Origin of the sequence: Alkalilimnicola sp. S0819, assembly GCF_009295635.1 — a bacterium.
Classification (GTDB): Bacteria; Pseudomonadota; Gammaproteobacteria; order Nitrococcales; family WHIW01; genus S0819.
The window spans coordinates 1-5,548 of sequence record NZ_WHIW01000027.1 but is presented as its reverse complement, the minus strand read 5'-3'; the positions used below and the strand labels follow the sequence as shown (position 1 = coordinate 5,548).

At 56.7% G+C, this 5,548-nt stretch carries 5 protein-coding genes; all 5 read right to left on the bottom strand.

Annotated features, from left to right (window positions below):
- Positions 1-549: 549 nt before the first annotated feature.
- A complete protein-coding gene (locus GBG68_RS13735) occupies positions 550-816 on the bottom strand; it encodes a hypothetical protein (protein WP_152148339.1) in 267 nt (88 codons plus the stop codon).
- Positions 817-1,378: 562 nt separating this feature from the next.
- Entirely contained in the window at positions 1,379-1,891 is a 513-nt protein-coding gene (locus tag GBG68_RS13730) for a hypothetical protein (protein WP_152148337.1), read from the bottom strand.
- Between the two features lie 942 nt (positions 1,892-2,833).
- Positions 2,834-3,238, bottom strand: coding sequence for a hypothetical protein (locus tag GBG68_RS13725; RefSeq protein ID WP_152148335.1), 405 nt, complete (start codon positions 3,236-3,238; stop codon positions 2,834-2,836).
- A 589-nt stretch (positions 3,239-3,827) separates the two neighbouring features.
- On the bottom strand, positions 3,828-4,319 hold the full coding sequence (locus GBG68_RS13720) for a hypothetical protein (protein ID WP_152148333.1): 492 nt from the start codon (positions 4,317-4,319) through the stop codon (positions 3,828-3,830).
- Complete coding sequence (locus GBG68_RS13715; protein ID WP_152148331.1) at positions 4,316-5,245, bottom strand: hypothetical protein; 930 nt, start codon at positions 5,243-5,245, stop codon at positions 4,316-4,318. The genes GBG68_RS13720 and GBG68_RS13715 overlap by 4 nt, the downstream gene beginning before the upstream one ends.
- Positions 5,246-5,548 lie beyond the last annotated feature (303 nt).

The following is a 5,548-nucleotide window of genomic DNA, read 5'->3' as shown; positions in this document are numbered from 1 at the left end:
CTCCTTCAGGATCGCGACGATCTGCGTCTCGGTGAATCGGGACTTTCTCATGTGAACCTCCTGGGCGTAGTCTGCCAGAAGGTTCTAGTTTCGACCTGTCTCCCGGATGGGGGAGCTTACGCAACCGGCAACGCCTGCTGTTTTATCTTGTTCTCTGGAACCTACCGCAGCGCGCCGCGCTTCGCCAGCGCTGGCTCCGTTCGCTCTTTTATCAGGGCGGCGTGTCCGGGGCACTATGGGTGCTGAGCATTTGCACGGACAGAACCCCGACCGTCCGTGTTCTTCTTTCTTCTGCGGCCCACCCTCGGAGTACTGCGCGAGCAGCGCCTACTGGCGGGCCGGAAAAACTTGGGTTGTTTCCGCGATCCGCTGCGCCACGCCTTCACCAGCGCCGGCTTTGCCGCTTCAACCGCGAAGGTTTCCGCGGCTACTGTGATGCCCCATTTCTCGCGCTAACGTTGAAGCTGAGCCGCGCAGCGTCAGCTGCGTCGGCTCCAGCGACTTGTTCGGCTCTGCTCGTCGGGAAGCTGACAGGCAAAATGCACGTCTTTATTTCTCGTAGCTGGATCTCAGTGTCTCAAGCTTGGTGCGCCCATGGGGTGTGGCATAGTCACCGCCAATGACTTCCACCTCATATCCGTTCACTAGAGGCCTAACACGGCCTTCCAGCCAGTTCGTTGTTGATTGGTTGCCGGCAGCCTTCCGCTCGTAATGGTAGTCGTCCACTTTTGCGCCTGAAGGGGCTCTAATCTTAATAACCACCTCTTCCTTTGCCAGTACCTTTGCTTCAAATTCTGCGGCTGAAATCTTTGTCATGCGACTCTCCTCTTCGCTTTGTAGAGCGAACAGTAACCCGTTAAGGAGGAGTTGGCAAGCTGTTGTCGAGGCATTGTAAGGGGGTTGTTTGGGCATTGAAGGACGTTTGCAGCCGAACGGCTAGCGGTAAGCCGCAGGAAAAACGCGCAGCGTTTTTGCTGTCGGCTTCACCGCTTTGTTAGCGCAATGTGTTGTTTTCGTTGGCAGTGAGCGTGGCCGGTTGCCACCGACCGGGCCCACTGTTTCATTTTTGTTCTCTGGAACCTACCTCAGCGGGCCGGGCATCGCCAGCGCGGGTTCCGTTCGCTTCTTTGTCAGGGTGGCGGGTTCAGGCCACCAAGGGGCGCTGAGCATTTCCCCAAACAGAAAGCCGACTCTCCGTGCTCCTCGTTCATCGGCGGCCCGGGCTCGGAGGAGGGCGCCTGGAGTGCCAACCGCTGCGCCGGGAAAGCCCAGACTGCTTGGAATATTATCCGCCTCGACCGCTTCACCGACGCAGGCTGCGCCTTTTCGACGGCCTTGGCCTGAGCGGCTGCTGTGATGCCCTTTTCTCGCGCTAACGTTAAAGCTGAGCCGCGGCCCTGAAGGGGCCGTCGGCTCCAGCGCCTTGTTGGGCGCTGCTTTGGCTGGGAAACCCTTCAAACCTCGGACGCAAAGCGCATTGGAGGAACGCCTCAAGGAGATTGAGAACCGGGATGCCAGCCGCTTCATCTAGAAGAAAGTTAACACGGTCGGTGTTTTCCTTTATCCAACGCCCGACTTCGTCTGCTTCCAAGTCTTCGATATGGAATTCGTCGGCGTGACGCATTAGCGAGCGCGCCAGATTGCTGCTCGAACTGTTGGGCAGATAATGCTGGCTCACGTACCTGGCATTGCTCTTGGAGCCGACCTTGCCGACCTTGAGGCAGCTACCGCTCAGGAAGAATGTGTACACCGCCATCTTTCCTGCGGGGAGGCCACGCGGTGGCTCATGCGGGGCAGGGCGGTCATCGATTGTGATGGCCTCCGGTGACACCGAAACGCCAGCGAGTGCCGCCGCTTCGCAAAATGTTCTGACGAGCTGACCGCTATCCACTCAGCCTCTCCTTTGGTGCGCCCAACGGCTAGCGGTAAGCCGCGGGAAAACGCGCAGCGTTTTGCCGTCGGCTTCACCGCTTTGTTAGCGCAAGTTGTTGTTTTTGGCTGTGAGCTTGGCCGGTTGCCACCGACGGTGCCCACTGTTTTATCTTGTTCTTTGGAACCTACCGCAGCGGGCTGAGCTTCGCCAGCGCCGGTTCCGTTTTCTTTCTTCTTCAGCGGCGGTGTTCAGGGCACCAAGGGGCGCTGAGCATTTCCCCGAACAGAACACCGATCCTCCGTGTTCTTCGTTCAACGCCGGCCTAGGCTCGGAGGAGGGCGCTTGGATCGCTACCGCCGAGCTTGGAAAGCCCGCAGTGCCTGGAAGATCATCCGCTCCGATCGCTTCACCGACACAGGCTGCGCCTTATCGACCGCCGAGGCCTGAGCGGCTGCCGTGATACCCCTTTCTCGCGCTAACGGCTAGCGGTAAGCCGCGGGAAAACGCGCAGCGTTTTGCCGTCGGCTTCACCGCTTTGTTAGCGCAAATTGTTGTTTTTGGCTGTGAGCTTGCCGGTTGCCACCGACCGTGCCCATTGTTTCGTTTGTTCTCTGGAACCTACCGCAGTGGGCAGGCCTTCGCCAGAGCGGGTTCCGTTCGCTTCTTTGTCAGGGTGGCGGGTTCGGGCCACCAACGGGCGCTGAGCATTTCCCCAAACAGAAAGCCGACTCTCCGTGCTCCTCGTTCATCGGCGGCCCGGGCTCGGAGGAGGGCGCCTGGAGCGCCAACCGCTGGGCCGGGAAAACCCAAAATGCTTGGACTATCATCCGCCCCGACCGTTGCACCGATGCAGGTTGGGCTGTTTCGACCGCCGCGGCCTTGAGCGGCTGCTGTGATGCCCCTTTCTCGCGCTAACGCGAGAGCTGAGCCGCGTGTCCCCACGTCGGCTCGAGCTCCTGGTTAGCGTCGGTTCCGGTCCGGCGCCGAGGCTAGAATCCCAAGAAACATGTACACGAACAAGCCAACAACGCCGATAGGGATGAGTACGATATGAAGTACCGTAGCGACGCTTCCAAATACGACTCGAAATCGTATGAAGTTGCGAACCGCGACGCCAAGCGCAAGTCCGACGCCCGCGGTCATAAGCAGCGTGCCGTTGAGAACGTCCCCGCCTTTGGTTATTAGTTCCTGTCGCCACGCGCCTCCGAATACGACTAGTAGAGCCGCCGCAATAGCAACGAGCATCGTTGTTTTTGTTACTGGCCTCAGCCCAAACCGTTCTTCGCATGCGCAGGAGGCGAAGTGGTACGCGATGACGCCTGCTCCAAGCACGGCAAATATTATGATTAATCTCAATACGTCCATCGTCTTCCTTCCGGCTTTGCCGGACGCACGTTACGATTCGATCTAGGCGCTAACGGCTAGCGGTAAGCCGCAGGAAAAACGCGCAGCGTTTTTGCTGTCGGCTTCACCGCTTTGTTAGCGCAAGTTGCTGTTTTGGTTGGCAGTGAGCTTGGCCGGATACCACCGACAGCGCCTGCTTTTTTATCTTGCTCTCTGGAACCTACCGCAGCGCGCCGTGCTTCGCCAGCGCTGGCTCCGTTCGTTCTTTTATCACGCGTGGTGTTCGGGTCACCATGGGGCGCTGAGCATTTGCCCGGACAGAACCCCAGCCCTCCGTGTTCTTCTTTCTTCAGCGGCCCTTTCTCGGAGTAGGGCGCGAGCAGCGCCTACCGCCGGGCCGGCAAAACCCAAGGTGCTTCCGTTGTCTCGCGCCTTCACCAGCGTCGGCGTTGCCGTTTCAACCGCAGAGATCTGAATGGCCACGGTCATGCCCCATTTCTCGCGCTAACGCCGCGCTTGAGCCGCCGGCCGAAAGCCGCCGCGCGGCTTTTGGCCGGTCGGACTCCAAGCGCTTGTTATGCGGATGACAACTAGCGCAACGGGGTGTCGCTTAGCTGTCCACGCGGTTTATGAACTCAAACCAATCATTCAGGCTGCGCTTTATCAGGAGCAAAGAAGCAACGAGGACCGACATTGCGAACACGGCAAACCATATGGCGAGCAATGTGAGCCAGTAGTTCCCGAAAAGTCCGATGGTTAGCTGCGCTATCGCGGCAACTATCGACGATAGCACCGACCAGTAAAGAAATTCGCTTAGATTCCGTAGCGGATCATACAGCCTTATGGAAGAGTCAAGCTTCTTCTGTGAATCGAACAGCGCCTTGTAGTCACGATGCCCATAGACGTTTTCCTTAAGCTTTATAACGATAAACGTCTTCAGAGACAGAAGGAAACCGCCGACCGTGAGAAACCCGGCAAATAAGTTGCCTCTCAAGTTCTTCTCGTAAAAACCTACAACTTCCACCTCGGTCCCGGCAAACCACACGGAGAGGGCAAGGCTTATGGTTGCGACGAGAGCGCAGAGGAGAAGCCGGATGGTCATTTTATCGTAGCCTTAAAAACTTCCGGCCGGTCCTCGCACCGGCGCTTAAGCTCAGCGATGACCCAGCTCTTGGTGAAGTCCACGACGTTCAAGTCATGAAGGTGCGCGGCGACACTGTCATAATCCATCTCACCGAAGTTGTCCGGGTTGTTTTGGATTTTAATTACGCGATCAAGCCCTTCGTCATCGATCCCAGCGACCCTGCCGCCCTCGACGTCCGCATCCGAGAGGGAGTTAACGATGGCGCTCGCAAGCGCGGATACAGGAGAATCAATGAAAGAGAGTTTTCGCCGTTGCTTGCGAACAAACTCTGAGAGTTGTCCGAATTCGCTGACTTCCGGCTCTAGGTAAGCCAGCTCGACTTCCAAGAATTTTATTCTCTTAAGCTCTGCAAGGACTTTTTCAAGATTGTCCTTCATGACAAGTATTTCCCACTTAAAATACCCCTTGTATTTCTTGAAAGAAAGCTCCTGTGCGTCGTCCTCGGTCTTCCCTTCGCTCTTCAGTTTTTCGCGGAGCGCCTGCCGTTTGTCGCCCTTAAGTTGGTAGAAACTCTTTTTTAAGAGTCGCATCCCTTGTCCTAGGCTGCATGACTGATGGTAGTGTTGGTACAGACCGACGTGGGACCTTTTGTTTAACACAAAAAAATTGAACTCCATTATATTGGAGTTCTTGTCGAGCTTGTTCACGATAACTTTGAAGCCTTTTCCGGAGTCCCTTAGTTCGCAAAAGGTTCTCTGGTTCTTTACCGTGACGATCAACCCGAGGTAGTAGTTAGGGTCGGTATCGGCATCGACAAACAGGAACCGGCCCGGCTCATCCACGCCGTTATAACTCTTTGCCTCCTTCGCAAGGCTCTCCATGAGTTCGCTAAGCGGGAGAGAAGCGGGGGTTTCGACATGAAAGCCTAGAAATCTGACAAGCACGGGATACCTTTTTGTTGCTTCAACCAGTCCTGCGTCGCAGGGAGCGGCAGGGCTCTTCAGGGGGCTATTGGAAATACTACCTCACGGAAAGCTTCGACGCCTTCTGGTCCGCATAACGTTGTAGCTAAGCCGCGCGGCTTTGCCGCGTCGGCTTCAGCGATTTGTTAGCGCAAATTGTTGTTTTAGGGAAGCGCTGATCAAATCAGCGATCCAGCACAAATTGCTCAAAACATGACCGCTCGGGCCGTTTTTGGCCCTGAATACGGTGTTTTTACGCCATTTCGGCCCCGATCCGCCCCTTTT

Bases quoted from the DNA above. Each gene is read 5' to 3' on its own strand.
- GBG68_RS13720 (WP_152148333.1), bottom strand. From the start codon at position 4,319: ATGACCATCCGGCTTCTCCTCTGCGCTCTCGTCGCAACCATAAGCCTT.
- GBG68_RS13735 (WP_152148339.1), bottom strand. From the start codon at position 816: ATGACAAAGATTTCAGCCGCAGAATTTGAAGCAAAGGTACTGGCAAAG.
- GBG68_RS13725 (WP_152148335.1), bottom strand. From the start codon at position 3,238: ATGGACGTATTGAGATTAATCATAATATTTGCCGTGCTTGGAGCAGGC.